This window comes from Streptomyces sp. NPDC005492 (assembly GCF_040605995.1).
In the GTDB taxonomy this organism is placed as follows: Bacteria; Actinomycetota; Actinomycetes; order Streptomycetales; family Streptomycetaceae; genus Streptomyces.
This window is the reverse complement of the sequence record NZ_JBEXDX010000017.1, coordinates 90,972-104,881: the sequence shown is the minus strand read 5'-3', so window position 1 is coordinate 104,881 and position 13,910 is coordinate 90,972. Positions and strand designations below refer to the sequence as shown.

The 13,910-nt window shown below is 68.1% G+C and carries 16 protein-coding genes and 1 pseudogene; 10 read left to right on the top strand and 7 right to left on the bottom strand.

Features of this window, described 5'->3' with window-relative positions; all coding sequences use genetic code 11:
* Positions 1 to 39: 39 nt before the first annotated feature.
* Positions 40 to 522, top strand: coding sequence for an N-acetyltransferase (locus ABZT04_RS23450; RefSeq protein ID WP_356058898.1), 483 nt, complete (start codon positions 40 to 42; stop codon positions 520 to 522).
* Here the strand turns inward: ABZT04_RS23450 and ABZT04_RS23445 are convergent.
* The 3 genes from ABZT04_RS23445 to ABZT04_RS23435 form a co-directional block, all read right to left on the bottom strand.
* Positions 519 to 1,862: an amidase family protein gene (locus ABZT04_RS23445; RefSeq protein ID WP_356058897.1), complete on the bottom strand. Its 1,344-nt coding sequence runs from the start codon at positions 1,860 to 1,862 to the stop codon at positions 519 to 521. The genes ABZT04_RS23450 and ABZT04_RS23445 overlap by 4 nt on opposite strands.
* A gap of 17 nt (positions 1,863 to 1,879) precedes the next feature.
* The gene (locus ABZT04_RS23440) at positions 1,880 to 2,785 is read right to left on the bottom strand and encodes a helix-turn-helix transcriptional regulator (RefSeq protein ID WP_356058896.1); all 906 of its coding nucleotides are present in this window, start codon (positions 2,783 to 2,785) and stop codon (positions 1,880 to 1,882) included.
* A gap of 159 nt (positions 2,786 to 2,944) precedes the next feature.
* Complete coding sequence (locus ABZT04_RS23435) at positions 2,945 to 3,196, bottom strand: DUF397 domain-containing protein (protein ID WP_356058895.1); 252 nt, start codon at positions 3,194 to 3,196, stop codon at positions 2,945 to 2,947.
* Between the two features lie 215 nt (positions 3,197 to 3,411).
* Between ABZT04_RS23435 and ABZT04_RS23430 the strand changes: the two genes are divergently transcribed.
* On the top strand, positions 3,412 to 3,960 hold the full coding sequence (locus ABZT04_RS23430) for an ATP-binding protein (protein WP_356058893.1): 549 nt from the start codon (positions 3,412 to 3,414) through the stop codon (positions 3,958 to 3,960).
* Positions 3,961 to 4,027: 67 nt separating this feature from the next.
* On the opposite strand, the gene ABZT04_RS23425 is transcribed toward ABZT04_RS23430, so the two are convergent.
* On the bottom strand, positions 4,028 to 4,831 hold the full coding sequence (locus ABZT04_RS23425; protein WP_356058892.1) for an SAM-dependent methyltransferase: 804 nt from the start codon (positions 4,829 to 4,831) through the stop codon (positions 4,028 to 4,030).
* 291 nt (positions 4,832 to 5,122) lie between these two features.
* On the opposite strand from ABZT04_RS23425, the pseudogene ABZT04_RS23420 reads away from it, so the two are divergent.
* The 3 genes and pseudogenes from ABZT04_RS23420 to ABZT04_RS23410 all read left to right on the top strand — a co-directional run.
* Positions 5,123 to 5,309: pseudogene (locus tag ABZT04_RS23420) on the top strand (transposase); the annotation flags it as partial.
* An 11-nt stretch (positions 5,310 to 5,320) separates the two neighbouring features.
* Positions 5,321 to 5,563 carry a hypothetical protein gene (locus ABZT04_RS23415; RefSeq protein ID WP_356058970.1) on the top strand — a complete coding sequence of 81 codons (243 nt, stop codon included), beginning with the start codon at positions 5,321 to 5,323 and terminating at the stop codon, positions 5,561 to 5,563.
* Between the two features lie 140 nt (positions 5,564 to 5,703).
* Positions 5,704 to 6,300 carry a cation transporter gene (locus ABZT04_RS23410; protein WP_356058891.1) on the top strand — a complete coding sequence of 199 codons (597 nt, stop codon included), beginning with the start codon at positions 5,704 to 5,706 and terminating at the stop codon, positions 6,298 to 6,300.
* 426 nt (positions 6,301 to 6,726) lie between these two features.
* Here the strand turns inward: ABZT04_RS23410 and ABZT04_RS23405 are convergent, their stop codons facing one another.
* Positions 6,727 to 7,059, bottom strand: a complete 333-nt coding sequence (locus ABZT04_RS23405) for a hypothetical protein (RefSeq protein ID WP_356058889.1) — start codon at positions 7,057 to 7,059, stop codon at positions 6,727 to 6,729.
* 609 nt (positions 7,060 to 7,668) lie between these two features.
* Between ABZT04_RS23405 and ABZT04_RS23400 the strand changes: the two genes are divergently transcribed.
* Together ABZT04_RS23400 and ABZT04_RS23395 are read left to right on the top strand one after the other, a co-directional pair.
* Complete coding sequence (locus ABZT04_RS23400) at positions 7,669 to 8,238, top strand: NUDIX hydrolase (RefSeq protein WP_356058888.1); 570 nt, start codon at positions 7,669 to 7,671, stop codon at positions 8,236 to 8,238.
* A 156-nt stretch (positions 8,239 to 8,394) separates the two neighbouring features.
* Positions 8,395 to 9,063 carry an HAD-IB family phosphatase gene (locus ABZT04_RS23395; RefSeq protein ID WP_356058886.1) on the top strand — a complete coding sequence of 223 codons (669 nt, stop codon included), beginning with the start codon at positions 8,395 to 8,397 and terminating at the stop codon, positions 9,061 to 9,063.
* Between the two features lie 117 nt (positions 9,064 to 9,180).
* Here ABZT04_RS23395 and ABZT04_RS23390 read toward each other — a convergent pair whose 3' ends face one another.
* The gene (locus ABZT04_RS23390) at positions 9,181 to 9,363 is read right to left on the bottom strand and encodes a hypothetical protein (protein ID WP_356058885.1); all 183 of its coding nucleotides are present in this window, start codon (positions 9,361 to 9,363) and stop codon (positions 9,181 to 9,183) included.
* Between the two features lie 126 nt (positions 9,364 to 9,489).
* Complete coding sequence (locus ABZT04_RS23385; RefSeq protein ID WP_356058965.1) at positions 9,490 to 10,497, bottom strand: LacI family DNA-binding transcriptional regulator; 1,008 nt, start codon at positions 10,495 to 10,497, stop codon at positions 9,490 to 9,492.
* A 282-nt stretch (positions 10,498 to 10,779) separates the two neighbouring features.
* Here ABZT04_RS23385 and ABZT04_RS23380 point away from each other — a divergent pair, with 282 nt between their 5' ends.
* From ABZT04_RS23380 to ABZT04_RS23370, 3 genes are read left to right on the top strand one after another with little or no spacing between them, the layout of a single operon-like run.
* Positions 10,780 to 12,069, top strand: coding sequence for a sugar ABC transporter substrate-binding protein (locus ABZT04_RS23380; RefSeq protein ID WP_356058884.1), 1,290 nt, complete (start codon positions 10,780 to 10,782; stop codon positions 12,067 to 12,069).
* A 6-nt stretch (positions 12,070 to 12,075) separates the two neighbouring features.
* Positions 12,076 to 12,969: a sugar ABC transporter permease gene (locus ABZT04_RS23375; protein WP_356058882.1), complete on the top strand. Its 894-nt coding sequence runs from the start codon at positions 12,076 to 12,078 to the stop codon at positions 12,967 to 12,969.
* Positions 12,966 to 13,871 carry a carbohydrate ABC transporter permease gene (locus tag ABZT04_RS23370; protein WP_356058881.1) on the top strand — a complete coding sequence of 302 codons (906 nt, stop codon included), beginning with the start codon at positions 12,966 to 12,968 and terminating at the stop codon, positions 13,869 to 13,871. Before ABZT04_RS23375 ends, ABZT04_RS23370 begins: the two co-directional genes overlap by 4 nt.
* Positions 13,872 to 13,910 lie beyond the last annotated feature (39 nt).

The following is a 13,910-nucleotide window of genomic DNA, read 5'->3' as shown; positions in this document are numbered from 1 at the left end:
CGCGATCGCCGACAGCATGGGCGTGTGAAAATCACGTCCATGCTGATCAGAGAAGCCGCGGCCGACGACTGGCCGCGGATCTGGCCTTTCTGGCACCGGATCGTCGCCGCAGGCGACACCTACACCTGGGCCCGGGACACCTCCGAAGAGGCGGCCCGGGCCCTGTGGACGAGCCCGCCCAAGCGGGTGTACGTCGCCGAGGACTCGACCGGAACCGTCGTCGGCTCCGCCTTCGTCACCCCGAACTACGGCGGCCCCGCCGACCGCATCGCCAACGCCGGCTTCATGGTCGACCCCGACCACGGCGGCCGCGGCATCGGCCGGGCCCTCGCCGAACACATCCTCACCGCGGCCCGCGACCAGGGCTTTCGGGGCATGGTCTTCAACGCGGTCGTCGAGACCAACCCCGCCGTCGGGCTCTGGCTCTCCCTCGGCTTCACGATCCTGGGCACGGTGCCGGACGCCTTCGACCATCCCCGGGACGGACGGGTGGGCCTGCACATCATGTACCGCGCCCTCTAGTCGAGCGGCGCGGTCCGCACCCAGGGCCGCAGCCTCTCCAGCTCCGCCGCCAGGTCCAGCAGCGCGGCCTCCGAGCCCGGCCGGCCCACGAGTTGTACGGCGCAGGGCGCGCCCGAGGGCAGGGTGCCGAACGGGACCGACATCGCGGGCCAGCCGGTGAGGTTCCACGGGGGAGTCATGGGCGAGTAGTTGGTGTTGGCCAGGACATTGCGCAGCCAGCCGCGCTGGTGCCACGGCCCGGCCTTGGGGGAGCGGCGGGCCAGCGCGGCCGTCAGCAGGATGTCGTGCTCGGCGAAGAACGGCGTCAGGCGCTCCCGCAGCCGCTCCCGGCTCTTCCCGGTGCGCACGCTCTTCACGAACCGGCGCCCGATGGCCGCGTGCACCCGCGTCCGCCGCGTCAGTTGCCGCGGATCGAGCCCCGCCGCGTCCACCGAGGTGCCCGCCGTCCAGTGCGCGAGCGAGGTGGTGCTCAGCGACAGCGGATACGGCGGATCGGCGCGGTGCAACGCGTGACCGGCCCCGGCCAGCAGCCCGGCCGCCTCCCGCACGGCGGTCGTATACGGCTTGCTGATGGCCACTCCGGTGAGCGGACTGCGCACGGACACGGCCACCTTCCGGGGAACGGGCTCCCCGGGCCGTACGACCTCGGTATCCGCGATGACCGAAAACATCAGCCGGGCATCCTCGACGGTCGTCGCGAGGGGGCCGTTCTCGGACATTCCGAACCAGTCGCCGTCACCGATGCCGGCCGGGACGACCCCGAACCCAGGCTTGATCGTGGCCAGGCCGCAGTTGGCCGCCGGGATGCGCAGTGAGCCCATGCCGTCGTTGCCGAGCGCGATCGGCACCATCCCGGCCGCGACCGCCGCCGCGCTGCCGCCCGAGGAACCGCCCGCGGTGCGGGTGGTGTCCCACGGGTTGCGGGAGGTGCCGTGCACGCCCTCGGTCGTACCGAAGACACACAGCTCGGGCACGTTCGTGAGGCCCACGACCACCGCACCCGCCGCTCGCAGCCGGGCCACGGTGACATGGTCGTGGTCGGCCGGGGTGTCCGGGGTCGCGGCGGAGCCGACCCGGTTGGACTCGCCCGCTACGGCGAGGTTGTCCTTCACGGCCAACGGCACGCCCGCCAGCGGGAGTTCGGCCAGATCGGCGCGGGCGCCCACTTCGTCGGCCTCCGCGAGCGCCGCCTCGGCCCGCACCATCCGGAATGCGCCGATCCGTCCGTCGAGCCGCTCGATCCGGGCGAGATGCTCGGCCACCACCTCACGTGGGGTGACCCGCTTCTCGCGTACGGCGGCGGAGATCTCGGTGGCGGTACGGCCGACCCAGTCGGTCACGGGCGCGCTCCTTCGAGCTACATGTCCTTGAGGAGCTTCTCCAGGAAGGCCACCGACTCGGGGCCCGGTGAGGCGACCATGCTCAGCCGGTCCATGACCGCGAGGTAGTGGTCGACCTCTTCGGGCTTGTCCAAGTACAGGGCGCTGGTGAGCTGTTCGAGATAGACGACGTCCGGCAGGTCCGGGACGGGGAAGCGCATCACGGTGATCGGACCGCCGGCGGCCGCATGGCCACCCACCTCGAACGGCAGCACCTGAACCGTGATGTTCGGATGGGCAGCCGCCTCGATCAGGTGCCGGAGCTGCTCGCGCATCACCGCCGTTCCGCCCAGCGGACGGCGCAGCGCCGCCTCGTCCACCACGAACCACAGCTTCGGCCCGTCCGGCCTGGTGAGCAACTCCTGCCGGATCATGCGGAGTTCGACGCGACGCCGGACGGAGTCCGGCATGTCGACCGGGCGACCGAGCCGGACGACGGCTTCGGCGTACGCGGCGGTCTGCAACAGGCCGGGGATGAACTGGACTTCGTACGTACGGATGAGGGAGGTGGCTTCCTCCAGCCCCAGGTGCTGTTCGAACCAGTTGGGGAAGACATCGCCGTAGTCGCGCCACCAACCGGGTTCGTTGGCGCGGCGGACCGAGTCCAGGAACTCCTGGCGTACGTCCGGCTCGTGCAGGCCGTACAGCGTCAACAGGTCGGCGACATCGCGCTCCTTGAAGCCGACGCGGCCCAGTTCCATGCGGCAGAGCTTGGCGTCGGAGGCGCGGATCGCCGAAGCGGCCGTGTCACGCGTGATGTTGAGGGATTCACGCAGGCGGCGCAGGCGGGTGCCCAGCATGATGCGCTGGACGGTCGGACCACCGCGCTGAAGGCTCAGTACGTCCGAACCCGAGGGTGCGTGTTCCGGTTGAGCTGCAGTCATGTTCATCCCCTCGGCGGTCGCGCCGATACCGTCCGCAAGTTTTCGGGACTTAAAAGAGGATCGTAGCACCGAGGTTCCGGATAACTGCGGGGAGTGAAGGGACCGGAAGACACCGGCCTGTGTCCGGCGTCTTCCGGCCATCCGCGGGTTCGCCTGACCTCAGCGGCCGGGGAGTAGGCCGTCGAAGTCGCCGTCCTTCACACCGCGGACGAACGCGGAGATCTCGGCGCTGGTGTAGACGAGCGCCGGACCTTCGGGATGGCGCGAGTTGCGTACGGCGATATGGCCGTCGGAGAGCGCGGCCAACTCGACGCAGTTGCCCTCGGGGTTGCTGTGGTGGCTCTTGTGCCACTCCGCGCCGTTCAACAGGGTGGCCGCCATGCCGTTCGCGTGCTTGATCTGAGGCCTCATCGCTCCCCCGGAGGATCGGGTGCAATTGCAGCTTCAATTGCATCCCTTGGTGATGCGGAGGACGATAGCCCCGGGGGAGACCGCTCGCAAGATCGTCTGCAATTGCAGCGGTAATTGCCGATGCACTTGCGTTCGCAGGGGCAGACGGAGGACGATGCTCCGGACAGGTGTAGTGCGCGCAGTTGTTCTCTTCCCATGGGGTCTCAGGGGTCGCGATGTCCGCAGAGCAAGTCGTACGACCGGCCGATGCCCTGCGTGTCGAGGGGACTTGGGAGTGGCTGTGCCGGGCCGTCGACGAGGTGGGCCGGCCCGGGCTGGGGCAGACCGTCACGCGGGTCCCCGTCGCCGGGGACGGGCGCGACCCCGCGCTCTGTTCCGTCCTCGTCGTGCCGCCGATGCCTCAATCGGCCCATGTGGCACGGGACTTCACCCGGGCGGCGGTGGCCGACCGGGTCGGCGGCGAACTCGTCGACGACATGGCGGTCGCCGTGTCGGAACTGGTGAGCAACGCGCTGCGCTACGGCCAGGCTCCCAACTCCCGTACGCAGCCGCGGCCTTCACTGTGGGTCGCGGTGTGGGACCGGCTGCCGTACGCGGTGTGCGCGGTCACCGACGACAGCGACCGCATACCCGTGGAGGGGTGTCCGGACGAGTTCGCCGAGTCCGGGCGCGGCCTCCAGGTGGTCGCCGCGCTGAGCGACTCATGGGGCTGGAACCTGCGCGCGGGCGGCGGCAAGACGGTCTGGGCACTGTTCCGGCTCTGAGTCCCGGGAACACAACACGCAAGAGGGGCACCGGCGTTGCGCCGGTGCCCCTCTTCCGTGTCGCCGATCAGACCTTGCGGCCGATGCCGCAGATCGCGTCCACATCGGACGGGTCCCGGCCCACGTCGACCGGCTCCGGGTGCCACTGCGAGGTGGGGACGATGCCTGGCTCGATGACCTCAAGGCCCTTGAAGTAGGCCTCGATCCGCTCCGGGCCACGCAGGTGGTACGAGCTTGCGGAGTTGGCGTTGTACACCGAGATCGCCTGGTTGAGCGCCGCGTTGGTGTCGGTGCCGTCGCTCAGCGCGAGATAGCTGCCCGGGGGCAGGGCCTCCAGGAAGCGGGCCACGACAGCCTCGGGCTCGTCCGAGTCCGGGATCTGACCCAGGATGCCCAGCATCGTCAGCGCGATCGGCTTGCTGAAGTCCAGTGTCCGCGCGGCGACTTCGAGGATCCGCTCGGGGTCGCGCACATCGGCTTCGAGGTAGGCGCAGGCGCCCTCCGGTGTACTGGTGAGCAGCGCCTGTGCGTGCACCAGCACCAGCGGGTCGTTGTCGACGTACACGATGCGGCTCTCGGGCGCGATGCGCTGCGCGACCTCGTGCGTGTTGTCGACGGTGGGCAGGCCGGTGCCGACGTCGAGGAACTGGCGGATGCCCGCCTCCTCGGCGAGATAGCGCACGGCCCTTACCAGGAAACGGCGTTGGAGGCGGGCGAGCAGGGCGATGTCCGGGAACATCTGGACGATCATCTCGCCGGCTTCGCGGTCGGCGGCGTAGTTGTCCTTGCCGCCCAGCAGGAAGTTCCACACACGGGCGGAGTGCGGCCGGTCGAGCTGGAGCCGGTCGGCCAGCGGGTCTTCGGAGGTCATGGGCAAAGCCTCACACGAAGTACCCGGCGGTGTCCGGCGATTCGGACCTGAACCGGGTGTTACCGGCCGGGTCATCGACCTGGCGCGCAACGCGATGTGGGTCATGCGGGCCGGGGCCGTCACGGTGCCGATGACGGCGCAGACCCTGACCATCCCGCGGCTCACTGGGGAGGGCTCTCCGGCCTGGCGCAGAGAGAGTGCGGCGCTGACGGCCGGCGGGTGCCCCTCAGTCGCAGCGCGGTGTTGCGGCTGCTCAACACTTTGCCCGAACCGGATGTCCCAGCCCCGCGGGTGGTTGGTGTCGATGAGTACGCCACGCAAAGGACGGGTCTACGGCACGGTGCTCGTCGACGTCGAGTCCCGCCGGCCGGTGGATCTGGTGCCTGACCGGGAGGCGTCCAGCCTGGCCGCATGGCTGGCGAAGCGACCCGGCATCGAGATCGTCTGCCGGGACCGCGCGCCGCTCTTCGCGGAAGGCGCCACAGTCGGGTGGCACCCCAGGTACTACCGCTCGCCGAGAAGCTGGCGGCAGCCACCGATCTGCCGGCCGAAATCCCGGCGACATGCGACAACCTCGACCTGAGCACGTGGTTCAGGCACGAAGCAAAGGAACTGGCCACTTCTCGCACAGGACCGTGGACCAAGGACCTGGACACAGCCTTCTACGTCGCACTGTTCCTGCGCGCTGCGCAGCACTCGATCCGACGTGACTGCCCCATCGTCCGCACCTGAGGTCCACCTTCGGTCCCATTGGCCTCCCAGCGAAAATCACCCATCGTGCACGCGTCACGGAAAGCGAGCCAGAACCCGAGAATGGACAGCACGCCCGAGGCGCCTCCCAAGCCGACAGGTAGGCCTGGAAGGATCTCACGGTGACCAGAACCGGTGACGCCGCCCGTCAGACGCTTATCCGCCGCGGGTTCGTCCTGGAGTACGCCACCCTCGGCTGGAACGTGATCGGCATCGTGGTGCTCGCCGTCGCCGCGATGTCGGCGAGGTCGGTGGCGCTGGCCGGGTTTGGCTTGGACTCCCTGATCGAGATCGGCGCCTCCACGGTGGTGATCTGGGAGCTGTCGGGCACCGGAGAGAACCGCCGGCGCCGTGCGCTGAAGCTGATCGGTGTCGGCTTCGCGCTACTGGCCGTGTACCTGCTGGTGCAGTCCACTTGGGCGCTGGCCACCGGCTTCCGGTCCCACCACTCGCCGCTGGGCATCGGCTGGACCGCCGTGACGGCCGCCGTGATGTTCGCGCTCGCGGTCGGCAAAGCACGCACCGGCACCGCGCTGGACAATCCGGTGCTGAAGACTGAGGGGCGGGTCACCCTGATCGACGGCCTGCTGGCCGCCGCCGTGCTGCTAGGCCTCCTGCTGAATTCTCTGGCCGGCCTGTGGTGGGCCGACCCGGCCGCCGGGTACGTGCTGGTCTACTACGCGCTGCGCGAGGTCAAGGAAGTCTTCGGCGAGCACTGACAGCCCGGAGGCTGGGACTCGAAGAGGCGACCTACTAATCGTCTCCCTTGCTGCGGCCTCATCTGCTGGAGACGCCTCAAGAAGGCCCGACCGTGATCGTGATGCGGGCCTACGCACCCAGCCGAGAGCCCGCCATCGAATCCTCAGACGGGGCGATCATCCACCCTGACCGCCCAAACCGATTCGTCGTAGCTGCCGGAAGCGTCCAGACCGAACTCTGCGTCCCCCAATGTCTCAGCACCCGATTCGTCGTAGAGGACCACGGACAAAGGCGGGTTGAGGAGAAGCTTCTGGCGGCGGACGTCAGCAAGGCTCCTGTCCTGGCAGAGGAGGATTCGACCGATGTCATCCCGCAGGGCGAAGTCAGCCCAGATACGGGGTGGGGAGACATCGGCGACGTACGAGACGATCGTTCGGCTCTCGCCATCACTGTGAAGCCGCCCGCAGTTGCCACAGACGTACAGCGACGAGCAGGGAGGCTTCCACGGCACGCTGCCGCTCCTGGGTGTCGAGATCGGCAGGAGCAGGCCAGGCGACCTGGTCGAAGAGCTCATCAGGGACGAGCCGGAACTGCTGACCCGGGTTGTGGGAACCGCTGAAGTTGTTGCCGCAGCCACACTTGAAGCCACCCATGTCTCTCCCCCTTCGAGCCCGTTCTACCAGGTCGACAACGGGTTCGACACGGAAGCCTTCCCATGGCCAGTTCGTCAGCAACGGCTCGATCTGCGCCCGCAGGTCGTGGTCCACGAGCACAGCCATCTGTCCACGTTCCGCCAGTGAACACAACACAACACCGTGTACGTCACGGCCAAGCAGCCACGCTCGACAAGATCGTGTTACGAGCTCTATGTACGTGCCAGCGGACACCAGTTGTTGACGAGATTTTGCAGTGGGACGGGCGAGGCCAGATCCGCCAAAGGGGCCCGGATGGAACAGGTCAGGGCACCGACTCGATGCCCGACGCCTCAGTACCATTCGTGCGTTGGACGTCGCGTCCTTGCCCCTTCCTGGAGGGTGCTGCTACGCATCGCGGCCCTTGTCCTTGCGATGTCGGGCTGTACACGACCCGCACCGTGCGGCCGCACTGCGCGATCACCATCAGCACCCCTCCAACCGACAGCCGCGGGAACCCGTTTCTGACCATCGAGTTCTGGAAGCAACAAACCGCTGAGCAGCGCACCGATATTGCCTACGGGTCCGTCGCACGCGGAGCATGCGCGGTCTCACGAAGCAACGACCAACCCGCAATGAACACCGCGGTGACGCTCCGCGACCGCTTCCCAAGATCTGTGTCAGAGCCGAGAACTGACACCCCCACGGGTGATCTCTTGGAGTCGCTCAGCGGCTGAGACGGGTTAACGTCGCGGCATGATCTCCGACGCATCGTTACCCGAGCATGAGCTCACAGCCACCAACTCGACCGTGGTCTACCAGAACCGCTGGATGACCGTTCGCGAGGACAAGACGGTGCGCCACGACGGCGCAGAGGGCTTGTACGGCGTGGTGCACAAACCTGACTTTTCGCTGATCATTCCGCATGAAAACGGAGGCTTCCACCTCGTTGAGCAGTACCGGTATCCGGTGAAGGCCCGCTATTGGGAGTTCCCTCAGGGCACATGGGAAGACAGACCGGACGCAGACCCGCTGGACTTGGCGCGTGGTGAACTTGCGGAGGAGACGGGCCTGACCGCTCGAACGATGACGCCTCTGGGCCACCTCTTCGAGGCCTACGGATACTGTGACCAGGGGTTTCACGTCATCCTTGCCACCGATCTCGCCGGTGGCGAACCTCACCTGGACGACGAAGAAGCCGGCTTGATCAGCCGCTGGTTCTCTGAGGCGGAAGTGTGGCAGTTGATCGCCGCGGGCCGATTCAAGGACGCTCCGTCAGTAGCGGCCCTGGCACTGTTCCAGCATTACCGCAAGGACAGCGGCTGAGACCCGGCGGCAGCGAACAGCACCGCGATCGGTGTGTGCCGCCGGATCGCCCCGCGGTCGGCGCCAGGATGACTGGGCGGCCACCACAAAACGTATATCGGAAGTGCGCGGGGAGCGCACGATCCGTCCTCTCGCGTCTGGTGACATCCTTGGCCGGTGTCCTCATCTGATCATGTCGGCGCTGTGTTCTTCGATATCGACGGCACCCTCGTCCCAGGCACGAGTTCGTCGGTTTTCCTGGCCGGCTTCCTTGGCCATCGAGACGAGTTGGCTAAGGCCGAGGACGCCTACGCCGCCGGCGCCCTGGACAATCGACAGGTTTCCCAGCTGGACGCCGCGGGTTGGGCGGGCATGCCCGAAGACCAAGTCTCTGGCTGGCTCGACGGGCTTCCCTTGGTCTCCGGCATCACGGAGACCGTGGCCTGGTGCCGGCGGAACAAATTGGTGCCCGTGCTGGCAACCCTCGCCTGGTCGCCGGTCGGCAGCTACCTGACCGACCGCTTCGGCTTCCACGCGTTCAGCGGACCTCGGCTGGAGAGCACGGACGGCCGGTTCACGGGCCGGGTCGCCCGTCACTTCGATGAGTACGACAAACGAGATTTCGCCCTCGCGCAGGCGCGAGAGTTGGGGTTGACGCCCCGCTCGTGCGCAGCCGTCGGGGACAGCCGCTCCGACCTGCCACTGTTCGCATCCGTCGGGTTGAGCGTGGCATTCAATGCCTCGGCAGAAGCGCGGGCCGCGGCAACCGCCACGGTGGACGACAGTGACCTACGAGGCGTGCTTCCCGTTTTGAGCCGCTTGGTCACAGCCACTGGTCCTCAGTAGTAGAGAGGGAAGGGGACGGGTGCGGAGGTCGCGGCCGATGAGGAGGCATTGTGCTTCCCGCCGGCGGCGGAGCGGGTCTGTCACCGGCTGCGGGAAGCCCTGAGTTCCAGGTCAGCTTCAATCAGCGCTCGACGGTCTGCGCGCGGTTGCCATGTGCGGTGCGTTGGTGTCGGGCAGCGCCCGCCACAGTATGAGGTCGATGTCCTCGCGCTGCAGCCTCTGGCGCTCGGTGAAGGTCTGGTCCGGTGCCGTAGCGTTCTCGACGGCCGCGGCGATGATGACTTCGAAGCCAGCCACCACGACCGCACGCCGGTGTCGATGGTGAACGCGCCCGGCTGGACGAGTTGGATGTCGGCGCGTAGGTGCGCGATGAACGCCACCTGCTCGTTATCGGCCTACCGCTCGCGCAAAAACTCCAGCGCACGCTCACCGGCGCGCCTCTCCCGTGCTGTCCCGCTCGATCAGCCGCGGCACCGGGACCCGCACCGTGCGCGCCGGGCCGCCGTCCAACAGAGAGGTCAACTCCCGCGCGGCCGTTCGGCCGAACTCCACACTGTCCCGGGACAGCGCCGACAGCCACGGCCGGACCATGCGGCAGAGCGCGGAGTCCTCCCAGGCGACCACCGACACGTCCGCCGGCACGGAGCGGCCGAGTTCGGCCGCGGCGGCCACCCCGGCGACGGCCATCACGTCGTTGTCGTAGATCAGCGCGGTGGGGGGAGCCTCGACCTCCAGGACCCGGCGGGTGACGGCAGCGCCCGCCGCGTCCGAGTAGTCGGTGGTCACCGAGCGCACCTCGGTGAGCCCGCGCCGCGCGGCCTCGGCGCGCAGCGCGCGGATCCGGCGCTCGGTGTGCGCGAGGCCCGGCAGTCCGGCGATGTGCGCGATCCGCCGGTGGCCGCGCGCGTACAACTCGTCGACGACCGACGCCATCGCGCCCGCGTCGTCGGCCCACACCGTCGACAGTCCGGGGTGGCGTTCGTCGGGCGCGCCGCCGATCACGACGGCGGGCAGGCCCAGTTCGTCCAGGAGGTCGGGCCGCGGGTCGACGGTGCGCGGGTCGGCCACCAGGACGCCGTCCACCCGGTGTTCGGCCCACCAGCGCCGATACACCGCGCACTCGTCGTCCACGTCCTCGGCCATCTGGAAGAGCAGACCGAGATGGCGCTCGGCCAACACCTCCTGGATGCCCGAGACGAGTTGCAGGAAGAACGAGTCCACGCCGAGGGTGTCCGCGGGCCGGGCGAGGACGAAACCGACCGTCGCCGCGCCCTCCCCGGACAGCGCCCGCGCCGCCGTGCTGGGCCGCCAGCCCAACTGCTCCGCGACCCGGCGCACCCGGTCCCGGGTGATCTCGGAGACCCCGGGCCGGCCGTTGAGCGCGAAGGAGACCGCGCTCTCGGACACCCCGGCGCGCTGCGCGATGTCCTTCATCGTCGGCCGACGCGCGGGCGCCCGCTTGCCTGACAACGCCCGATCTCCATTCCGTCGGAACCGTGCACTAAAGCGCTTGAGCCAGCACACCCTAAAGCGCATTAGTGATCCACCGCAAGAATGCGAACGCACCTTTCTGACCAGGTGAGTTGCCCCGATGTTGGCCGGATCGAGCCAACTAATGAATTTAGCTGAGCGGAATCCATTGACTCGCCCGCCGGACAGCGTGCAGGGTCTGCCCCGGCACGATCGGCCACCGCCACCGCAAAGGAGTCACCCGCCGTGCGCATCTCCCGCAGAGCCTTCGCTGCCGCCGCCGTCGTCCTCATGCCGCTGAGCGCCTGCGGCTCCGGAGGAGAGGACGGCGGCGGATCGTCCGACGCCTCGGGCAAGGTGGAGGGCGACATCACCTTCCAGACCTGGAACCTCCGCGCCAACTTCAAGCCCTACTTCGAGGGCGTGGTCGCCGGCTTCGAGAAGAAGTACCCCGGCACCCATGTGAAATGGATCGACCAACCCGCCGAGGGCTACGCCGACAAGATCAGCGCGGACGCCGCCGGCGGCACCCTGCCCGACGTCGTCAACGTCTCGCCGGACCTGGTCGCCCCGCTCGCCAAGGCGGGCCTCGCGCTCGACCTCGACAAGGCCGCCGCGAAGTACAAGTCCGAGTATCTGAGCGGGGCTTGGGCCAGCCATCAGATACCGGGCATGACCGGCACCTATGCCTTCCCCTGGTACCTCAACACCGGCCCGCTCTTCTACAACAAGTCCCTGTTCAAACAGGCGGGACTCGACCCCGACCAGCCGCCGAAGACGTACGACGAACTCTTCGCCGACGCCCTCCAGTTGGCCCGGAAGACCGACGGCAAGGTCGCCACCCTCGCCAACGTCCCCACCGTCGAGGACTTCGGCCGCTACGGCGTCCAGCTCATGAACAAGGCCGGCACCGGCTTCGCCTTCAACGACGCCAAGGGCGTCGAACTCCTCACCAAGTACAAGCAGTTGTACGACGCGAAGGCCCTCGACCCGCAGGCGCTCACCGCGACCCCCGAGTCGTCCGGCAAGAAGTTCCTCACCGGGGCCGTCGCCATGAACCCCGGCAGCGCCCTGGACCTCGACAACTTCAAGAAGCAGGCGCCCACCCTGTACAAGAACATCGGGATCACCGACCAGATCACCAGCACCGGCCACGTCAACATGTACGTGATGGGGGTGATGGTCAACTCCAAGACCAAGCACACCGCCGCCTCCGTGGCCTTCGCGCACTACGTGACCGACGCCCAGCGGCAGATGTCGTTCGCGAAGCAGGTCGCCATCTTCCCGAGCACCGCGGGTTCCCTGGAGGACCCGTACTTCACCAAGGAGGACGGCACCGACGAGACCCGGGTGCGGATCGCCGCCGCCAAGTCCCTGAAGAACGCGGTGAATTACACACCGGTGCTGTTCAGCGAGCAGATGAAGACCGCGCTGCGCAACGAGGTCGCCAAGGCGTTGCAGGGCAAGGAGAGCCCCAAGGCGGCTCTCGACAACGCTGTCAAGCAGTGCGACACACTGCTCCAGCAGCAGGGATAGTCCGGGATGGCCCTCTCCACCGTCTCCCGGGTGCGGCGCCAACTGCCCACCAGTCCCTGGCTGTTCGCCGCCCCCGGGCTGCTGATCACCGGCGTCTTCATCCTCTATCCGTTCGGCTCCACACTGGCGGGCGCCTTCACCGACCGGCGCACCCTGATCCCAGGCCACTTCGTGGGCTTCGCCAACTTCCGCGAGCTGTGGCACGACGACATGTTCTGGACCGGCCTGCGCAACAGCACCCTGTACATCCTCGGGGTGGTCCCCGCCCTCGTCGTACTCCCGCTGCTGCTCGCCCTGTTGGTGCAGAAGAACATCCCCGGCATCACCTTCTTCCGGTCCGCCTTCTACACCCCGGTCGTCGCCTCGATCGTCGTGGTCGGACTGATCTGGGTGTGGCTGCTCGACGAACGCGGCCTGGTCAACTCGCTGTTGGAGACGATCGGCGTCGGCCGCATCGGCTTCCTCAGCGACCAGTGGCTGCTGCTGCTCAGCGCCATGGCCGTCACGGTCTGGAAGGGCCTCGGCTACTACATGATCATTTATCTGGCGGCGCTCGCCAGTGTGCCCCGCGAACTGCACGAGGCCGCGTCGGTCGACGGCGCGGGCGCGGTACGCCGCTTCTTCACGGTCACCGTGCCCGCCGTCCGCTCCACCATGGTCCTCGTCGGCGCGCTGTCCTCGGTGGCCGCCTTCAAGGTGTTCTCCGAGGTCTATCTGATGGCGGGCCCGAGCGGCGGACCGGCCGGCGAGGACACCACCCTCGTGATGCTCGTCCAGCGCACCGGCACGGGACTGACCGGACGGGTCGGCTACGCCTCCGCCCTCTCCGTCGTCGTCTTCGTGGTCACCGTCGCCCTGATGCTGCTCGTGCTGCGGGCCGACCGGAGGGACGTGCCATGACCGTCATCGAGCGAGTGCGCCCGGCCGAGACACCGGCTCCGGCCCGGAAACCGCGTGTCACCGACGAGCACGGCCGCCGTATCCGCGGCTGGGAACTCGCCCTGCGCTACGCGCTGTTGCTCGCCGTCCTCGCCATCACCGTCGGCCCCTTCCTGTGGCAGCTCTCCACCTCGCTCAAGGGCCCGACCGAGTACATCTACAGCTCACCGCCGACCTTCCTGCCCCAACACCCGACTCTGCACAATTACCAGCGGGTCGCCGACACCATCCCCGTCTGGGACTACGCCCTCAACTCGTTGAAGGTCGCCTCCGCCAACGTCGTGACGAACTGCGTCGGTTCGGCCCTCGCGGGCTACGCGCTGGCCCGGCTGCGCTACCGGGGGCGCCGGGTGGCCACCCTCGTCTTCATCCTGGCGATGCTCGTGCCGGTGGAGGGCATCATCATCGCCCAGTTCACCACCATGCGGGAGCTGGGCCTCAACAACACCCTGATCGGCGTGGTCCTCCCGGGCTGCATCGGTGCGATGAACGTCCTGCTGATGCGCAACGCCTTCCTCAACCTGCCCTACGAGATCGAGGAGGCGGCCTTCGTCGACGGCGCCAACGTCTGGCAGCGGTTCCTGCGGATCGCGCTGCCGTCCGTGAAGGGAACCGTCGCCGTTGTCGCGATCTTCGCCTTCATGGGCGCCTGGGACGACTTCCTGTGGCCGCTCATCGTGCTCAGCGACCCGTCCAGGTTCACGCTCACCATCGGCCTCAACTATCTGCACGGCACCTTCGCCAACGACGAACGCCTGGTGGCCGCCGGCACGGTCATCGCCGTGGCACCCCTGATCGCCCTCTTCGCCTGCCTCCAGCGGTACTTCTTCCGGGGCGTGGGTGAAGGCGCGGTCAAGGGGTGAAGCCGCCTCGCATTCAGGTACGCACTACAGAACCAGGAT